The sequence below is a fragment of the Sphingobium sp. IP1 genome, from assembly GCF_002708645.1.
In the GTDB taxonomy this organism is placed as follows: domain Bacteria; phylum Pseudomonadota; class Alphaproteobacteria; order Sphingomonadales; family Sphingomonadaceae; genus Sphingobium; species Sphingobium yanoikuyae.
This window is the reverse complement of the sequence record NZ_NOIW01000015.1, coordinates 72509-88067: the sequence shown is the minus strand read 5'-3', so window position 1 is coordinate 88067 and position 15559 is coordinate 72509. Positions and strand designations below refer to the sequence as shown.

The window sequence follows — 15559 nt, the reverse complement described above, 5'->3', positions numbered from 1 at the left end:
CGCCTTCTCGCCGTGGCTCTACAAACAGCGAAACCTCGTCGAACGATTCTTCAACCGCATCAAGCAGTTCCGTGGCATCGCCACCCGCTATGACAAAGACCCTGCCAACTTCCTCGCAGCCATCAAGCTCATCTGCGTGCGCATCTGGTGCAGTGCGTAATGAGTCTACGCGCTAGGTTGCCGGCACCGCCAATTTGGCAATCGCGTCGATCAGGTCGGCGACCTTGAACGGCTTTTCGATCACCGGCACCGCATCGAACGCTTCGGGCAGATGATCGCGCCCATAGCCGCTGACGAACAGGAAGGGCATGGCCCGGTTCACCAGGACGCGCGCAACCTGCTCCACGCCCTCACCCTGGAGATTGCCGTCAAGCAGCACCAGGTCGCACTCTGCCTGATCGATCAGGACCAGCGCATCGGACACGGTCGCAGCCTGCCCGACGATATGGCCGCCCGCATCCTCCAGCGTCGCGGCCAGTTCGAAGGCGACCAGCGGCTCATCCTCAATCAGCAGCAGGCGGCGGCCGCCCAGATGCGCCTTGCCGTCACTGCCACTGCCGCTCGCGCCCTGTTCTCGAGGCGCAGGACGCGCCTTCTTGCGCAGGCGGGGGCTGGAGGCATAGGGCAGCGTCAGCGTCCACCCCATGCCCTCGGCGCCGTAATGGGGCTGGGCACTGCCGCCGTCGGAACGCAGGCTGCGCTCGATCAGCGCGGTGCCGAAGCCGCGACGGCTGGGCGGTTCGACCGGGGGGCCGCCGCGTTCGCGCCAATCCAGAACCAACTGGTTATTGGTCAGGCGCCATTCCAGCTCGACACGGCCGGCCGGGGCCGACAGCGCGCCATATTTATGGGCGTTGGTCACCAGTTCGTGCAGCACCAGCGCCAGGTGCAGCGCCGGTTCGGGCCGCAGGTCGACCTCCGGCCCGTTCCACTGGAATCGTTCGCCGTCGATCGCGCCGATCGTCACCTGCCCCTCGATCAGATCACCCAGACGCGCGGCCTGCCAGGTTTCGCCGCTCAGCAGCGAATGGGCGCTGGCCAGCGCGTGGATGCGACCGATGAAGGTCGGGGCGAAATCGGACGGGCCGGACGAATGGCGCAAGGTCTGAGTGGCAATCGCCTGGACCGACGCCAGCGTGTTCTTCACCCGGTGATTAAGCTCACCGATCAGCAGCTTCTGCGTCGCCTCCGCCCGCTTGCGTTCGGTCACGTCGAGGATCTGCAGGCTGATCGAGAAGAGCCGGCCGGCGGCATCGCGCAGCGCCGAGCAATAGCATTCGCAATCGAGGGTCAGCCCCTCGGCCGTGTGGAAGCGCAGCAGGCGGTTGGTGCGCGGCACGGTGCCGGCGATCATCTCGTCCATCAGGCCGGAAAAGTCGCCACGCTGGCTGTCGTCCAGCCATTTGAGTTCGGACGCGCCAAAGCCCGCCACCTCTGCCGCACGCCAGCCGAACAGCCGCTCCGCTCCCTTGGACCAGGCGACGACATGGCGCTGGGCATCGATTTCCACGATCGCCAAAGGGCTGTTGTCGCCATGGGCCTGGATGCGGGCCAGGGCCGCGGCATGGCTGTCACGTTCCCGCGCCAGTTCCTGCCGCTGCTGGAACAGTTCGACGAACAAGGCGACCTTGTGCCGCAGGATATGGGGATCGACCGGCTTGAACAGATAGTCGATCGCGCCGCTTTCATAGCCGCGAAACTGGCGCCGCTCGTCGGTCGCCACGGCGGTCAGGAAGATGATCGGCACGCGCCGGGTCCGTTCCGTGCCGCGCATCAGTTCGGCCAGCTCGAACCCGTCCATGCCCGGCATCTGCACGTCGAGCAGCGCCAGCGCGACATCCTCCACCAGCAGCAGTTCGAGCGCCTGCATGCCCGATCGCGCCTTGATGAGGGTCACGCCCTCGTCCGCCAGCAGCGCTTCAAGCGCGGTCAGATTTTCCTCGACATCGTCGACCGCCAGGATCTTGGTGGGCTCAGGCTGCATGGTCGAGCGCCTTCAGATCCTGCAGGTTGCGGCGATAGATTTTCTCGCCCTCGTCGAAATCGGCAAAGCCATCGGAATAACGCGAGAAGCGCAGCGTTTCCTTCGAGCCCAGCCCCAGGAAGCCGCCGCGGACCAGCGATTCCCCGAACAGGCCGAGCGCGCGGTCCTGCAATTCGCGATCGAAATAGATGAGCACATTGCGGCTGGACACCAGCTGTACCTCCCCGAAGACCTGGTCGCTCGCCAGATTATGTTGTGCAAAGACCGCGCGGCGACGCAGCGTCTTGTCGAAGACGGCAGCGCCATAGGCGGCAGTATAATAATCGGACAGCGAGGCCTTCCCTCCCGCAAGCCGATGATTTTCGCTGAATTGCGGCAGACGATCGATCGCGTAGATGCCCGCTTCCGCCTTTTCCAGCGCGGCCGGGCTGATGTCGGTGCAGTAGAAGATCGTGCGATCCTCCAGCCCTTCCTCGCGGAACAGGATCGCGAGCGAGTAGAATTCCTCGCCATTGGCGCAGCCGGCGATCCATATCTTGAGCGAGGGATAGGTCTTGAGATGCGGCACGACCTGTTCACGCAATGCCCGGAAATAGGCGGGATCGCGGAACATCTCACTCACCTGGATGGTGAGGAAGCCCATCAGGTCGGCGAACACGGCGGGATCGCGCAGCAGCAGATGCTGAAGCTGGGACAGGCTGTCGCAGCCATGCTGATGCTGGGCACGGGCCAGCCGGCGATGCAGCGATCCGCGCGAATAGCCGCGAAAGTCGTAATGATAATGGCGGAAGATCGCTTCGAGCAGCAGGTCGAGCTCCAGCTCGTCCCGCGGCCCGAAATGCTCCTCCATCAGCGCGGCATCCATACACGCACCAGGCTGAGCAATTTGTCGACGTCGAGCGGCTTGGCGAGATAATCGTTGGCACCGGCGGCCAGGCATTCCTGCTGGTCCTGCGCCATCGCCTTGGCCGTGAGCGCGATGATCGGCAAGCCCACGCCCCAGCCCTGCTTGCGGATCTCGCGCATCGCGGTCAGCCCGTCCATTTCGGGCATCATCACATCCATCAGCACAAGATCGACCTTGGGCGCATCGGCGCGCGCAGCCTCTTCGAGCGCGACAAGCGCCTCGCGGCCATTGCGTGCGATACGGACATGAACCCCATGGGGTTCGAAAATGCTCGTGAGGGCATAAACGTTCCGTATATCGTCCTCGACAACCAGAATATTTTTGCCTTCCAGCGCCTCGTCGCGGCTGAGCGAACGAGCGATCAGCTGCTGCTGGGGTTCGGGCAGTTCCGACACCACCTGATGCAGGAACAGCGTCACTTCATCGAGCAGCCGTTCGGGCGACTTGGCGCCCTTGACGATGATCGACTTGGAATAGCGGCGCAGGCGCAGTTCCTCCTCCGCGCCAAGGTCGCGGCCGGTATAGACGATGACCGGCGGGAAGCCGACGCTGTCGTCCGCGCTCAACCGTTCGAGCAGGTCGAAACCGGACGCATCGGGCAGGTTGAGATCGAGCACCATGCAATCGAAGGTCTCGCGGCCCAGCATCTCGAAACATTGGGCGGCCGAATGGGCCTCCAGCGTCTCCACCTCGCGCGAGGCGAGCAGCAGCTTGATGCTCTCGGCCTGCTGGGCGTCGTCCTCGACCACCAGAACCCGGCGCATGCGCCGGGCCATGCGCGCCTCCAGCCCTTCGAGCATGTCGATCAGCGCATCGCGCTTCACCGGCTTAAACAGATAGCCGATCGCGCCGCTGGCCAGCGCCGCCTGGCTGTCATCATCGACCGACACGACATGGACCGGGATATGGCGGGTGCGCATGTCGCGCTTGATCCGGTCGAGCACCGACAGGCCGGTATGGTCGGGCAGGTTCATGTCGAGGATGACGGCATGGGGCAGATATTGCCGCGCCATCAGCGCGCCTTCGTCGGCGGTGCCGGCGATCAGGCACTGGAAGCCCTGTTCATGCGCGATGTCGCACAGGATGCGGGCGAAGACCGGATCATCCTCCACGATCAGGATCAGGCGCGAATCCCCGGACAGGGTTTCGCGATCGTCCTGGGTGTCGACCAGGCTGGCGACACGCTGGCGCGCGGGCGTCACCGGCTGGGGGCGCGGTGCTTCGGCCAGGCTGATCGAGGGCAGATGGCTGAGCGCGGGATCGAAGCGATCGGGCAGCAGCAGCGAGAAGACACTGCCCTCGCCCGGCTGGCTTTCGACGCGCAGTTCGCCGCCCAGCAGCCGCGCCAGTTCGCGCGAGATGGAGAGACCAAGGCCGGTGCCGCCATATTTGCGGCTGATCGTGCCATCGGCCTGGCGGAAAGGTTCGAAGATCAGCTTCTGCTGCGCTTCCGCAATGCCGACGCCGCTGTCCTGCACGGTGAAGGCCACCCGGCCATCCGCATGCCGGCCGACGGTCAGCGCGACCTCGCCCCGATCGGTGAACTTGATCGCGTTGGACAGGAAATTCTTCAGCACCTGCTCGACGCGCTGCGGATCGGTTTCGATCTCGACCGGATCGGCGCCGGCGGCAAGGCGGAAGGACAGGCCCTTGGCCTGGGCCGAGGGCGCGAAGATCGCCTGCAGCTTGTCCAGCATCGGCGCGACCCGCACGGAACGCGGCTGCAATTCCAGCTTGCCCGCCTCGATCTTCGAAATGTCGAGAATGTCGTTGATCAGGGTCAGCAGGTCATTGCCGGACGTCTCGATCGTTTCGGCATGGCGGACCTGATCGGCGCTGAGATTGCCGGCACGATTTTCCGCCAGCAGGCGCGCCATGATGAGCAGCGAGTTGAGCGGCGTGCGCAGCTCATGGCTCATATTGGCGAGGAATTCGGACTTGTAGCGGCTGGCCTGATCCAGTTCGGCGGCCTGTTGCTGGAGCGACAGCTGGGCGCGGGCGAGATCATCGCGCTGCGCCTGCATGTGGCGGGCCTGTTCCTCCAGCTGGACATTGGTCTGTTCCAGCTCGCTCTGCTGCGCCTCCAGACGGGAGGCGGAGTCCTGAAGCTGGCGGCTCTGGGTTTCCAGCTCGTCATTATTAGCGCGCAGTTCCTCGCCCTGGGCCTGCAATTCCTCGGCCTGACGCTGAGTTTCCTCCAGCGCGTCCTGCAACCGGGCGCGGAAACGGGCCGAGCGCAGCGCTATGCCCATGCCAGCGCTTGCTTCCTCCAGCAGTTCGAGCACGCGGTCGTCGACCGGATCGAAGGCGCCCAGCTCCAGCACCGCATTGACGACACCGTCGGTCACGGTCGGCACGATCAGCAGATGGCGGGGACGATCGCGGCCAAAGGCCGAGCCGATCGTCAGATAATGATCGGGCACATCATGCAGCAGTTGCGCTCGCCCTTCGGCCGCGACCTGACCCAGCAGCCCTTCCTTGGCGACGAAGCGCTGCGGCATGTCGGCGTCGGCCGGCACGCCGAGCGTCGCGACGCGGTTGAACTGGCCTTCCTCGCCCTTGAACAGCGCACCGCCCTGGAAGCCGAGATAGCGCGCGAGGAAGGCGAGGATCGCCTCCCCCAGCTGCTCGACGCTCTGGTCGCCGCGCATCGCATCGGACAGGCCCAGATGCCCCGCCTGCAACCAGGCCTGGCGCGCGCGCGCCTTGCTGTTGCGGCGCACCAGCAGATAGACGGCGATGGTCAGAACCACGCCCAGAAGGCCGGTGACAAGGCCCGACATGATCGCGGTCTGCGAGGCCGATGCCATGTCGGCAAGGCGGATTTCCCGCAATCGCAGTTCCTCTCGGGCCATGGTGTCGAGCTGGGCCCGGACGGCGTCCATTTCCTGCTTGCCGCGCCCCGTGGTGACGATCGTCAGCGCCTGGATGATGCTCTGGTTGCGCCGTGCCTCGATCGTTTCCCTGAGTTCGGCAAACTTGGCATCGATATGACGCCGCAGGCGGGCGAGATTATTCTGCTGGGTCGGGTTGTCGCGGGTCAGCCTGGCCAGCGCATCGAGCCGCCCCGGCATGGTTGCCACCGCATTCTCATAGGGCTCCAGATAGCCACGGTCGCTCGTCAGCAGATAGCCGCGCTGGCCGGTCTCGGCATCCTGCGCGGTCGAAAGCAGTTCGTCGAGCGCAATCAGCACATTATGGGTATGGCGGATCGCCCGGTCGCTCTCGCCCAGGCCCTGGATATTGAGATAGGCGACGGCGCCGCTTACCAGGAAGAAAGCAATCCCAAGGAACAGGCCCAGCGCCGCCCATGCATCCGTGCGCCCGCTGACGGAGCCAAATTTCGCCTTGCCCATTATCATCCTGTTGTCGTTGCCGTGACGGAGGTGCCGACTAAGGGGCATTTCCGCACGAAAGCAAGCGCCACCTTGCGCCGGAGCGCCAGGGCTGATCGAGATCAACATTATGATGCGCCTGATCGCATCCCGAGCGCCCGCGACCATTGCGCACAGGCTGCGCCATTGCCATCATCGCGCGACACGGAGTGGCGGGAGGCCGGCGATGGAGACGATCGGGCGCGATCTGCGGGAGATGCAGCGTGTGCCGCTGACGGCCGAGCATGTCGCGGCGCTGCGGGCCGAGGGCCGCGAGGCCATCTATCCCGCCGGCACCTATATCGTCCGGCCCGGCGACCCGGTCGATCGCTTCATCTATGTCGAGGATGGCGAGATCGAGGTGGTCAATCCGTTCGGCGAGGAACGGCATGTCCCCTCCACCATCGGACCGACCCAGTTCATGGGCGAGATTTCCTTCCTGAGCGGCGGCAGCTGGTCGATCCCGATGCGCGCGGCACGCGATACCCGCGTGCTGGAAGTGCCGCGCCCGACGATGCTGCGGCTGATGGCGGCGATCCCGGAAATGTCGGACATCATCATCACCGTGCTGGCGGCGCGACGCCGGCGGCAGCTCGACATGGGCGACAGCACATTGGTGCTGATCGGCGAGGATGAGGATCGGGCGGTGCGCTGCATCGCCGAATTCGCCAGCCGCAACCGCCTGCCCTACACATCCCATGCCCTGGGCAGCGACGATGCCCGGCGGGTCGCCGCCAGTTGCGGGGCGCAGGCCGACCGGCCCGCCGTGATCTTCGGTCGCGACAATGTCGTTGCCGATCCCACACCCGAGAAGGTCGCCCGGCTGTTCGGCCTGGATCGCGGCTTTACCGAGAATGAGACGGTAGACCTGCTGATCGTGGGCGGTGGGCCGGCCGGCGTGGCGGCGGCCGTCTACGCCGGGGCCGAAGGGCTCAACGCGCTGGTGGGGTGGAGGATATCGCGATTGGCGGCCAGGCGGGGACGTCGAGCCGGATCGAAAATTATATGGGTTTCCCCACCGGGATTTCGGGCGCCGACCTGGTCTGGCGCGGCGAGGTGCAGGCGATGAAATTCGGCACCCGCTTCCTGATGCCGCGCCGGGTGACGGCGCTGGAGGAAACCGGCGACGGCCATTATTGCGGCGTCTTCGACAATGGCCAGCGCATCTGTGCCCGCGCGGTGCTGGTTGCGACCGGCGTGGAATATCGCCGCCTGCCGATCGCGCGGCTCGCCGATCTGGAGGGCGCCGGCATCTATTATGCCGCGACCGAGAATGAGGCGCGCTATTGCCGCCAGGCCGAAGCCGTAGTGGTCGGCGGCGGCAACAGCGCCGGCCAGGCGGCGATGTTCCTCAGCCGCAGCGCGCGCCATGTCCATCTGCTGGTGCGCGGGCCTTCGCTCGCTTTGTCGATGTCCAGCTACCTGTCGAGCCGGCTGGAGGCCGACCCGGCGATCACCATCCATTATGACACCGAAATTGACAGGCTGCATGGCGATGCGCAGCTCGATGCGGTGACCATCCGTCACGCCGACGGCAGCGCGCGCGAGATCGCCTGCTGCGCCCTGTTCATCATGGTCGGCGCGGCGCCCAATACCGGCTGGCTGTCGGGACTGGTGGCGCTGGACGACAAGGGGTTCGTGCTGACCGGCGATGCGGTCGAGGCCCCCTCCCCCTATGAGACCTCACGCGCCGGCATCTTCGCGGTCGGCGACGTGCGCGCCGGATCGGTGAAGCGCGTCGCTTCTGCCGTGGGCGAAGGATCGGTCGTGATCTCGCGCATCTGGAGCCATGTGAATGGGTGAAGCATGAAGGCAGCACTTCTTTTCCTGCAGGCCGCCACAGGCGCCGTCGCCCCGGCCCCGACGATGGACGCCATGCGCCAGCAGGTGACCGATGCCTATCGCCAGGAGGAGGCGCGACAGGCCGCGTTGCCACCGGCGAAGGACGATGCCGAGAAGATCATCCGGCTGGGCACGCTGGATCAAGTCGGTCGCATCACCATGATGAAACTGGCCTGGTCATCGGTGCCCGCCGACCAGCAACCGGTATGGCGCGGAGCCATATTGGCCGAGATCAGTCGCCATGACAGGCTGAATCAGGAACGGCTGAAAACGATGATCCCGAAAGAAGGATGGTTCCGGATCAGCATATACGGCAAGGAAGCGGCCCGCGCCGCCTTCCTGATCGTCCAGCATGCCGTCGACGATCCGGCGCTGATGCGCGGGACACTGAACCGGATGGAGGCCCTGCTGTCGGACGGCGAGGCCGAGGGCCAGGCCTATGCGATGCTCTATGACCGGGTGGCGATGACATTCGACAAGAAGCCGCAGCGCTATGGCACCCAGGTCAATTGTGTCGACGGCCGATGGCAGCCGACCGACCTGGAAGCACCCGATGCGGTGAATGCGCGCCGCCAGGCAGTCGGCATGACGCAGACGATCGAGCAATATCTGGCGATGTTCGATAACGCCCAGTGCCCCAAGGCATAGCGCGCCCGGTCAGGCCGCGCGTTGCAGTTTCTCCCGCAGCGTCACCAGCGACTGGTTGAGCGCGGCGATTTCCTCGATCGAGATGCCGACGGCCTCCATCAGTTCGGCCGGGACGCAGGTTGAGACGTCCTGCGCCACCGACTGACCCTGCTGCGTCAGGCGCACGCGGACCACACGCTCGTCGGCGGTGTCGCGCTGGCGGGTGACGAGGCCCGCCGCCTCCAGCCGCTTGATCAGCGGGGTCAGCGTATTGGATTCGAGGAAAAGCTGACCGCCGAGTTCGCCGACCGTCTGGTCGTCGCGCCGGGCCAGTGCCACCATCACCAGATATTGGGGATAGGTGAGGCCGTAACGATCGAGCAGCGGCTTGTAGAGCCGGTTGAAGGCAAGCCCGGTCGAATAGACGCCGAAGCAGAGAAAATCGTCAAGCGCGCCGCGCGCGGCATTTTCGGTAGTCATGGCGAGGGTGGTCATGGCGATACTCCTTGCTCCTAAATATAAATCGCACGCGATATGATCGCAAGGGTTGACGACTCACATCGGCAGACGCATATAGATCGCACGCGATTTAATCGCAGATGATTAAATGAAAGGACCGATCGATGAGCAGCAAGATCCTCTATTCCACCAGCGCCACCGCAACCGGCGGCCGTGACGGCAAGGCCGCAACCACCGATGGCAGCTTCGCCGTGACGCTGGGCACGCCCAAGGAACTGGGCGGCAATGGCCAGGGCAATAATCCTGAACAGCTGTTCGCATCGGGCTATGCCGCCTGCTTCCTGGGCGCGATGAAGTTCGCCGCCAGCCAGGACAAGGATCTGCCCCGCGTGCCTGCCGACGCCAGCGTCACCGCCACGGTCGGCATCGGCCCGCGCAGCGACAAGGGCTTTGGCCTGGACGTCGCGCTGGAAATCAGCCTGCCGGGCGTCGACAAGGCCGCGGCCGAGGCGCTGGTCGCCGAAGCGGACACGATCTGCCCCTATTCGCACGCCACGCGCGGCAATATCGACGTGCGCCTGAGCGTCGCCTGACGCACGACATTCTCGACAAAGAAAAAGGGCGGCCTGTGCGGGCCGCCCTTTTCATTATCAGCCGATCATCATCAGGCTGGCATTGCCGCCCGCGGCGGTCGTGTTGATGGAGGTCGACACCTCCTCCAGCAGCCAGTCGAGATGCCAGGCGCGCTCGTCGCCGGGCGCGGCGGCATGGACGGTGACGATCGGCCCATCCAGTTCGGCCACCGCCTGGGTTGCGGCGAGGATCTGGTCGGCATCCCCCTCCACCAGCATCGCGGCGAAAGGCGCGTCAGGCTGGGCGAGGAAATGAGCGGCGACGCTGGCGGGCAGGCCCTGCGGCAGCGGCGCCCCCTCGATCACCGCGCGATTGCCGGTCGCCAGCACGGCGGCCATCTGGGCCAGCAGGCCGCGCCGCGTGCCCGGACGCAGCAACAGCAGGCCGCGCGGATGCAGCGCATAGAGGTTGGTCTCGCCGACCGGGCCGGGCAGCGCCAGTTCGACGGCGAGCGCCGACGCATCACCATAATGGCGCGCAACCGCCGCCGCCTCATGATCGTCCTGCGCCTCCAGCCAACTGACGAAATCATGGATGGGCGAGGCGAGATAGCCGACCCGCTCGGCAAAGACCGGCGCGGTGCGGGTCAGGCGGCCGAGATAGAGCGGCCCGCCCGCCTTGGGTCCGGTGCCCGACAGGCCGCGCCCGCCGAACGGCTGAACCCCGACGATCGCGCCGATGACGTTGCGGTTCACATAGATATTGCCGGCCTTCACCCGCGCGGTGACGCGCGCCACCGTCTCGTCGAGGCGGGTGTGCAGGCCGAAGGTCAGGCCATAACCGGTGGCGTTGATCGCATCGACCAGCGCATCCATCCGCTCGCGACGGAAACGGATGACGTGCAGCACCGGGCCGAATATCTCGCGGCTGAGGTCCGCGATGCTGTCCAGTTCGATGATGGTCGGCGCGACGAAGGTGCCGTGCACGGCCTCTTCGGGCAACTCCTGCTGCTCGACCTTCCGGCCGAGCGCGCGCATCGCGGCGATATGCTGTTCGATGCCCGCCTTCGCCTCGGCCGTGATGACCGGGCCGGTGTCGACCGCGAGCCGATCGGTGCGGCCGATGCGCAATTCCCTGAGCGCCCCCTTCAGCATGGTGAGGGTGCGATCGGCGACATCCTCCTGCAGGCACAGGATGCGCAATGCCGAGCAGCGCTGGCCGGCGCTGTCGAAGGCAGAGGCGATGACGTCGGCCACCACCTGTTCCGCCAGCGCCGAACTGTCGACGATCATCGCATTCTGGCCGCCCGTTTCGGCGATCAGCGGGATCGGCTTGCCGGCGGGCGACAGGCGGGTGGCGAGTTGGCGCTGGATGAGGCGAGCGACCTCGGTCGAGCCGGTGAACATGACGCCCGCCGTTTCCGGCGCGGCGACCAGCGCGGCGCCGATCCGGCCGTCGCCGGGCAACAGTTGTAGCGCGTCGCCGGGCACGCCGGCCTCATGCAGCAGGCGGACGGCTTCGGCCGCGATCAGCGGGGTTTCCTCGGCGGGCTTGGCCAGCACCGGATTACCCGCGACCAGTGCAGCCGCGACCTGTCCGGTGAAGATGGCGAGCGGGAAGTTCCACGGGCTGATGCAGGTGATCGGTCCCAGCGGCAGCTGATCCGGGCCGAAGGTGCCGCGTGCCTGCGCCGCATAATAGCGCAGGAAGTCGATCGCCTCGCGCACTTCGGCGATGGCGTTGGGCAGCGACTTGCCGGCTTCGCGCATGATGAGGCCGAGCAGCACCGGCATCCGGTCCTGCATCGCGTCGGCCGCCCGATCCAGCAGGACGGCACGATCGGCGACGGGCGTGTTGGGCCAGCAGGCGTTGGCGGCGCGGATCGCGGCGGCGCGGGCGTGGTCAGCGCTCGCTTCCCACACGGTGCCGACGATGTCGCGATGGTCGGCGGGGTTGCAGACCGGGCGGGCTTCCCCTTCCCCGCCCTCGGGCGCGGCGGCCCAGGCGATGGTGGCGCTGTGCTGCAGCGCCTGCGTCAGCGCGGCGAGCGCGCCTTCGTCGCTGAGATCGATGCCGTCCGAATTGCGGCGATCGGGATAGAGGCCGGCGGGCGCGGCGATCTGGTCATGCCGGGCGCCGGGATGCGGCATGGCGCGGACGATCTCGACCGGGTCGGCGATCATCTCCTCGATCGAGACATCGGGATCGGCGATGCGGTTGACGAAGCTGCTGTTCGCGCCATTTTCCAGCAGGCGGCGGACGAGATAGGCGAGCAAGGTCTCATGCGTGCCGACCGGCGCATAGATGCGGCACGGGCGGTCCAACTTGTCCTTGCCGACGACCTGCTCATAAAGCGGCTCGCCCATGCCGTGCAGGCACTGGAACTCATATTTGCCGATCGCGAAGTCCGGCCCGGCCATCTGGTAGATGGTGGCCAGCGTCTGGGCATTATGGGTCGCGAATTGCGAGAAGACGGCGTCGGGCGCGGCCAGAAGTTTCTTCGCGCAGGCGACATAGGCGACGTCGGTATGGACCTTGCGGGTATAGACCGGAAAATCGGCGAGGCCGTCGACCTGCGCGCGCTTGATCTCCGCATCCCAATAGGCGCCCTTGACCAGACGCACCATCATCCGGCGATTAGCGCGACGGGCGAGGTCGATGATCCAGTCGATGACGAAGGGGCAGCGCTTGCCATAGCCCTGGACGACGAAGCCCAGGCCATCCCAGCCGGCAAGGTCGGGATCGAGCGCCAGGCTTTCGAGCAGGTCGAGCGAGAGTTCGAGCCGGTCGGCCTCCTCCGCATCGATGTTGAGGCCGATGTCGTAGCGCTTTGAGAGCAGCGCGAGTTGCTTCACCGCCGGCAGCAATTCGCCCATCACCCGGTCGGCCTGCGCCCGGACATAGCGCGGATGGAGCGCCGACAGCTTGATCGAGATGCCGGGGCCGGCATAGATGCCGCGACCGGCCGACGCCTTGCCGATGGCGTGGATCGCCTTTTCATAATCGGCATAATAGCGCGCGGCGTCGGCGGCGGTGGTCGCCGCCTCGCCCAGCATGTCATAGCTATAGGCGAAGCCCTTGGCCTCCAGTTCCTTGGCGCGCTTGACCGCTTCCTTGATCGTCTCGCCGGTGACGAACTGTTCGCCCATCATCCGCATGGCGAGATCGACGCCGCGCCGGATCACCGGTTCGCCAGCGCGGGCGACCAGGCGAGCGAGCGCCGCCGCCAGGCCGCGATCGTCGACGCTGCCGACCAGCTTGCCGGTGACGACCAGGCCCCAGGTCGCGGCGTTGACGAACAGCGACTTGCCGCCGCCCAGATGCGAACTCCAGTCGCCATCGGCGATCTTGTCGCGAATGAGGGCATCGCGCGTGTCATTGTCCGGGATACGCAGCAAAGCTTCGGCGAGGCACATCAGCGCCACGCCCTCCTGACTGGAGAGCGAATATTCCTGGACCAGCCCCTCGACCCCGGTGCCCTTGTGATTGGCGCGCAGGGTGGTGACCAGATGGCGCGCCGTGTCCGCCACGGCGGCGCGGGTGGCCTCGGGCAGGGTCGCCGCGTCGAGCAGCGGGGCAAGGCACTCGGCCTCGTCCCGGCGATAAGCGGCGGTGATCGCCCGGCGCAGCGGCGACTGATCGCGGATGGCGGGGGCGAAGGCGGCAAAGGGATGCTGGTCGGTCATGCGACCAGAATATCCGATCGGCGCATTTCATTCCGTCTTATGAATGCCCCGATAAATGCCAAAGTGACTTATTAATGGCAGCATGATAGGCACATTGCATGACTAACAAGCCTGCTATGGTCGAAATGGATGAGTTCGACCGGCGTATCATCGCCGCACTGGTCGAGGATGGCCGCATGACCGTGACCGATCTGGCCGCCAGCGTTGGCCTGTCCAAGACGCCCTGCCAGGTGCGGTTGAAGCGGTTGCAGGAGAGTGGCGTCATTCGCGGCTTTCGCGCGATCGTCGATCCGGCCAAGCTGGGGATGGACCATGTCGCCTTTACCGAGGTGAAGCTGAGCGACACGCGAGAGAGCGCGCTGCGCGAGTTCAATGCGGCGGTAAGGCGCATCCCGGAGGTCGAGGAATGCCATATGCTGGCGAGCAATTTCGACTATCTGCTCAAGGTCCGCACGTCCGATATTCGCCGCTATCGCATGGTGCTGGGCGAGAAGATTTCCGCCCTGCCCCATGTCGCCAGCACATCGACCTTCGTGGCGATGGAGACGGTGCTGGAATCCGGCAGCAAGCGGCCGCGCCGTTAACGCGGGACCGAAGGCCCTTCCACCCGGATGCCGCGCCGCTGAAGCTCGGCCCGCGCCGCCTTCTGATGCGGGGTCAGGCGCTGATAATCGGTGGTCGAACGCCAGATTTCGAGCACGTCCTGATCGCTGCGGAACGCGACGTCCGCCTCTGCATTGGCATAGTCCTGCAGACGATATTTTCTCGGCGCTTTTTCGATCACCCGTCATCCCTTTCGCGGGAGACGTAGCGGATTTTACGTAAAATCCGCGTGATCGGGATCACGCGGTTAATGCATGTTAATCGAACAGGGTCAGCGACACTGCGTCGCCCATGGCGCGATAGCCGGCCGGATTGGGATGGAGCGCATCGCCGCCATCATAAGCGGGCAGCAGCCGGTCGGGGCGCGCGGGATCACGCGTGGCGCGGTCGAAATCGACCAGCCCGTCGAAATGGCCCGGCGTGCGGATCCAGGCATTGACCGACTGCCGGTCCGCCTCATTCTGGGCATCGGCATGATAATAATCGTTGCCGACAAAGGGCATGATGGTGGCACCGATCACCTTGATCCCGCGCGCATGGGCGCGGGCGATGATCTGGCGATAGGCGCCGATGATGCGGGCGACATGGGCCTTGTGATCCTCGACACTGACCGGGGCATCGCGAGTGAGGGTGCCAAGATCATTGACCCCTTCCAGCAGGACCAGATGGGTGACGCCGGGCTGGGCCAGCACATCGCGGTCAAGCCGGGCGAGCGCATTGGGGCCAAGCCCGTCGTTCAGCAGCCGGTTGCCGCCGATCCCCTGATTGACGATGGCGATGTCGCGCCGCTTGGGATCGGCCTGCAACCGCTGGGCGAGCCGGTCGGTCCAGCGATCATTGCCGTTGGTGGTCGATCCCTTGCCATCGGTGATGGAGTCGCCCAGCGCCACGACCAGTCGTGCGGGCGCGCAGCGTTCGACCTCCAGCGCGGCGAGATTGAACCAATGATCGAACGAGGCGGCGCCCGCCATCACCGTGTCGGTCAGATGATCGCCGGGCAGATGCCAGGAGGTGGCGCGCGAACCGGGATGCGAAGTCTGTTCCGGTTCGCCCTGATAGCGGATGGTGACGGCGATATTGTCGAGCGCGGCGACCGGCAGCGATACCGGGTCGGAGAGATAGTCGGCACCGGCCGGCACGATCAGGTCCGGGCTGCCATCGAAGCGCAGCGAAATGAGCGTGCCGGGATCGATCGCCGGCGATGTGCTGGCGGGCGCGCGGGCGATGCTGACGCCGGCGATATGGAGCGGCGCCGTGCCGGCGAGGTTGGAGATGCGCACGCGCAGCCGGTCGCCGGCGATCGAAGGGCGGACGATCTGGCGCAGCGACTGGTCCTTGAGCGTGCCGGCGGTCAGTGCGGCGTCGCCGGTCGGCCGGAATTGCGAGGAGGCCCAGCCCGTTACCCAGGTCGGCGTGCAGGTCTTTGCCGCCGCCGGGCTGGTCGTGAGGGCCAGGAGCGAGAGGCAGATCAGAAGCGGAGAACGCATCATCGGCAGGTTCCTTT

The 15559-nt window shown here is 65.9% G+C and carries 11 protein-coding genes and 1 pseudogene; 5 read left to right on the top strand and 7 right to left on the bottom strand.

All coding sequences use genetic code 11. The features are described from left to right. Positions 1-160, top strand: a 160-nt coding sequence (locus tag CG471_RS07600) for a transposase (RefSeq protein ID WP_143560160.1), incomplete at its 5' end; no start/stop codon positions are given. A 12-nt stretch (positions 161-172) separates the two neighbouring features. Here the strand turns inward: CG471_RS07600 and CG471_RS07595 are convergent. Genes CG471_RS07595 through CG471_RS07585 form a run of 3 tightly spaced genes read right to left on the bottom strand, consistent with a single transcriptional unit; the run spans position 173 to position 6247 of the window. Continuing rightward, positions 173-1984 (bottom strand): response regulator, encoded by a 1812-nt coding sequence (locus CG471_RS07595; RefSeq protein WP_099231442.1) that lies wholly within the window; start codon positions 1982-1984, stop codon positions 173-175. After that, complete coding sequence (locus CG471_RS07590; RefSeq protein WP_099231441.1) at positions 1974-2849, bottom strand: protein-glutamate O-methyltransferase CheR; 876 nt, start codon at positions 2847-2849, stop codon at positions 1974-1976. The genes CG471_RS07595 and CG471_RS07590 overlap by 11 nt, the downstream gene beginning before the upstream one ends. Beyond that, positions 2834-6247, bottom strand: coding sequence for a response regulator (locus CG471_RS07585; RefSeq protein WP_099231440.1), 3414 nt, complete (start codon positions 6245-6247; stop codon positions 2834-2836). Before CG471_RS07585 ends, CG471_RS07590 begins: the two co-directional genes overlap by 16 nt. 205 nt (positions 6248-6452) lie before the next feature. On the opposite strand from CG471_RS07585, the pseudogene CG471_RS07580 reads away from it, so the two are divergent. Together CG471_RS07580 and CG471_RS07575 are read left to right on the top strand one after the other, a co-directional pair. Next, a pseudogene (locus CG471_RS07580) lies at positions 6453-8068 on the top strand (FAD-dependent oxidoreductase). A 3-nt stretch (positions 8069-8071) separates the two neighbouring features. Beyond that, the gene (locus tag CG471_RS07575; RefSeq protein WP_099231439.1) at positions 8072-8755 is read left to right on the top strand and encodes a DUF6624 domain-containing protein; all 684 of its coding nucleotides are present in this window, start codon (positions 8072-8074) and stop codon (positions 8753-8755) included. A 9-nt stretch (positions 8756-8764) separates the two neighbouring features. Here the strand turns inward: CG471_RS07575 and CG471_RS07570 are convergent, their stop codons facing one another. Then, positions 8765-9229 (bottom strand): MarR family winged helix-turn-helix transcriptional regulator, encoded by a 465-nt coding sequence (locus CG471_RS07570; protein WP_099231438.1) that lies wholly within the window; start codon positions 9227-9229, stop codon positions 8765-8767. A gap of 128 nt (positions 9230-9357) precedes the next feature. Here CG471_RS07570 and CG471_RS07565 point away from each other — a divergent pair, with 128 nt between their 5' ends. Continuing rightward, entirely contained in the window at positions 9358-9786 is a 429-nt protein-coding gene (locus CG471_RS07565; protein ID WP_004211445.1) for an organic hydroperoxide resistance protein, read from the top strand. A gap of 57 nt (positions 9787-9843) precedes the next feature. Here the strand turns inward: CG471_RS07565 and putA are convergent, their stop codons facing one another. Then, positions 9844-13452 (bottom strand): trifunctional transcriptional regulator/proline dehydrogenase/L-glutamate gamma-semialdehyde dehydrogenase, encoded by a 3609-nt coding sequence (putA, locus tag CG471_RS07560; protein ID WP_099231437.1) that lies wholly within the window; start codon positions 13450-13452, stop codon positions 9844-9846. Between the two features lie 98 nt (positions 13453-13550). On the opposite strand from putA, the gene CG471_RS07555 reads away from it, so the two are divergent. After that, positions 13551-14036 (top strand): Lrp/AsnC family transcriptional regulator, encoded by a 486-nt coding sequence (locus tag CG471_RS07555; RefSeq protein ID WP_257211456.1) that lies wholly within the window; start codon positions 13551-13553, stop codon positions 14034-14036. Here CG471_RS07555 and CG471_RS07550 read toward each other — a convergent pair. Together CG471_RS07550 and CG471_RS07545 are read right to left on the bottom strand one after the other, a co-directional pair. Continuing rightward, positions 14033-14236 carry a hypothetical protein gene (locus CG471_RS07550; RefSeq protein ID WP_004211442.1) on the bottom strand — a complete coding sequence of 68 codons (204 nt, stop codon included), beginning with the start codon at positions 14234-14236 and terminating at the stop codon, positions 14033-14035. The genes CG471_RS07555 and CG471_RS07550 overlap by 4 nt on opposite strands. Before the next feature lie 76 nt (positions 14237-14312). Then, positions 14313-15545, bottom strand: a complete 1233-nt coding sequence (locus tag CG471_RS07545; protein ID WP_099231436.1) for an SGNH/GDSL hydrolase family protein — start codon at positions 15543-15545, stop codon at positions 14313-14315. Between the last annotated feature and the right edge of the window lie 14 nt (positions 15546-15559).